2 protein-coding genes are annotated in these 2,342 nt (G+C 56.9%); both read left to right on the top strand.

Annotated features, from left to right (window positions below; all coding sequences use genetic code 11):
• Positions 1-182: 182 nt before the first annotated feature.
• Positions 183-1,487, top strand: coding sequence for a YbhN family protein (locus AB5Z20_RS09790; protein ID WP_368157170.1), 1,305 nt, complete (start codon positions 183-185; stop codon positions 1,485-1,487).
• Between the two features lie 118 nt (positions 1,488-1,605).
• The gene (locus tag AB5Z20_RS09785) at positions 1,606-2,217 is read left to right on the top strand and encodes a TetR/AcrR family transcriptional regulator (protein ID WP_368157169.1); all 612 of its coding nucleotides are present in this window, start codon (positions 1,606-1,608) and stop codon (positions 2,215-2,217) included.
• The last annotated feature ends 125 nt before the right edge of the window (positions 2,218-2,342 follow it).

Genomic DNA, 2,342 nt, shown 5'->3' with positions numbered 1-2,342 from the left:
CGCCTTTAGACGCGAGCCCGGGGCCCGTGGGTTATACCCTAAGAGCAAACCACCCTTTTTAAGGGTGGTTCTGATTTCCGAGCAACCCATCTGCAATTCCCATTTGGCCCATAGCTTTACGTTCTGCTTGTGGCCCTTGCGGGTACAATATGCAAGATATTTGGACGGTCAGAAGGAGCCTCATGAAGGAGTCCTCTCAGCATACATCTAAGCCCCAGGTCGAGGTTGAGGCCTCGGGCGGCGATGACAACAAGGGTGCACGTCGCGGTGCCATTTTTATCGGCGTCGTGCTGGTTGGCTATATCGTCTATCTGGTCGTGACCGGTCAGATGGGACAGTTCTGGGCCGCCATGTCGAGCGTCCAAGCCCCGTGGCTCGTTGCTGCATGCTTTTGCATGTTCCTGTACCTGTTCTTTGGCATCGTTGCCTATGCGATCGCCGTCTGGCTCGATCCCAATTCGCCCGTCGGCATTCGCGACCTGATCTCTGTCGAGGCGAGCGGTATCTTCTTTGGCAACCTGACGCCCATGATGATGGGTTCCACGCCTGCCCAGATCTACCGCCTGACCAAGGCAGGCCAAAACGTCGGCGAGGCCGGTGCCACGCAGTTCACGCGCTTTATCGTGTATCAGTTTGGCCTCGTTGCCTGGGGCGCCATTCTGCTGCTTGCCCGCATGCCGTTTTTCGCCGAGCGCTATGGCGATATGACGCTGCTGTGCGTCTTTAGCTTTGGCGGTCACTGCTGCATTCTGCTTGGCATCTTTGCCGTCGCGCTCATGCCCAAGACCGTCACGCGCGTCGCGCACTGCATCATCAATTGGCTCGAGCGAATGGGCGTCTCGGCCACCAAGATCGAGGGCTGGCGTACGTTTGTCGACGGCGAAATCTACTCGTTCTCCGTGAAGTTCAAGCTTTCGGCCGGTCACTTTTCGTCCATGCTGCTCACGGTGGTCATCACTATGTTGCAGCTCGCTTTTTTCTACCTCGTGCCGTATTTCCTGATGCTTGCCTTTGGCCACCACGAAGTCGACTTTTTCTCGGTCATGGCCGCGAGCGCCTTTGTTCAGCTTCTGAGCTCTGCTGTTCCCCTGCCCGGTGGCACCGGCGGCGCCGAGGGCGGCTTCGCGCTGTTCCTGGGTCATTTCTTTGGATCGGCTTCGACCGCTGGTTATCTGCTGTGGCGCCTCATTACGTTTATCGCGCCGACTATTTTGGCCGCGCCCCTGCTGGGCCTTAAGAGCGCTCACAACGAGAGTATCCATGCACGCTGGGATCGCGTGATGCGCAAGCTCGGACGAACGCCTCAGACGTCCTCTAAGCCTGCAAAGCCCCATCCTGTGCATACGGTTACCGTGGATCCCAATCAGCATGCTCAGAAGGCTTCTGGGGCCGTCAAACCGGCGCATAAGGCCTATGTGCGCCAGACGGGCGACGGCATCCGTGTGTCCCCGGCTGCTTTGAACAAAAAGAAACACCCTAAGGCGTAATAGTTGGTCGTGCGTTCTTCATGTTGCCGGGCATTTTTGTGCCGGATGGGGGATAATCCTCTTACGTTGATTAACTCTCATCTGTTGATGAATGCTCGCATTCTGAAGGGACATGTCCATGGCCACCAGCAAACCGCGTCTCGATCGCCGCATCGTTCGCAGCCGCAATGCCATCCTGTCTGCGTTTGAGCGCCTGTTGATGGATAAGCCGCTTGCTGACATTACGGTGAGTGCCATCGCGCGTGAGGCAAATGTCGATCGCAAGACCTTTTACGTACACTTCGGTACGGTTGACGGCCTGCTCGATGCTATCGCCGTTGATGTGGTGGAGATGATTGCCGACTCGGTCGAGAAAACGCTTGCTTCTATGGACGGCGACACGAACGAGCGTGCCCTTGGAGCGGCGGCAACGTTTTTTAAGACCATCAACGAGGCACTTTGCAATAACCTCGTGCTCAATCGCCAACTGATTGAAAACATTCCGCTCGACGATTTTATGACGCGTTTGCGCGTGCCGCTCGAACATGAGATTGCCGAGCGCGACTTGCTGCCCCACGGCCTCAAGGACGAGATGTTCGACTATTATCTGGCGTTTTTGCTTTCGGGCATTATCGGCATTTACCGTACGTGGGCGCTCTCCGATGGCTCGGTGCCCATCGAGCGCATCTCGGAGGTCGCTAACGATCTGACGTTGAACGGACTATCGAGTCTGGAGTCTCGTTTCGAATAGCACTAGCGCCTTATCCCCATTACAGTCTGAAGTGGGCCACCGATAAATTTCGATGGCGAGCATTCGGCGCATTGCCTACGATACGGGCAAGCCCCGAGGGGCCGCCGATCGGGCGCCTCCGGATG

The sequence above is a fragment of the Collinsella aerofaciens genome, from assembly GCF_040910245.1.
In the GTDB taxonomy this organism is placed as follows: domain Bacteria; phylum Actinomycetota; class Coriobacteriia; order Coriobacteriales; family Coriobacteriaceae; genus Collinsella.
Note: the sequence above shows the minus strand (reverse complement) of the source record. Positions and strands in the feature narration are given on the sequence as shown.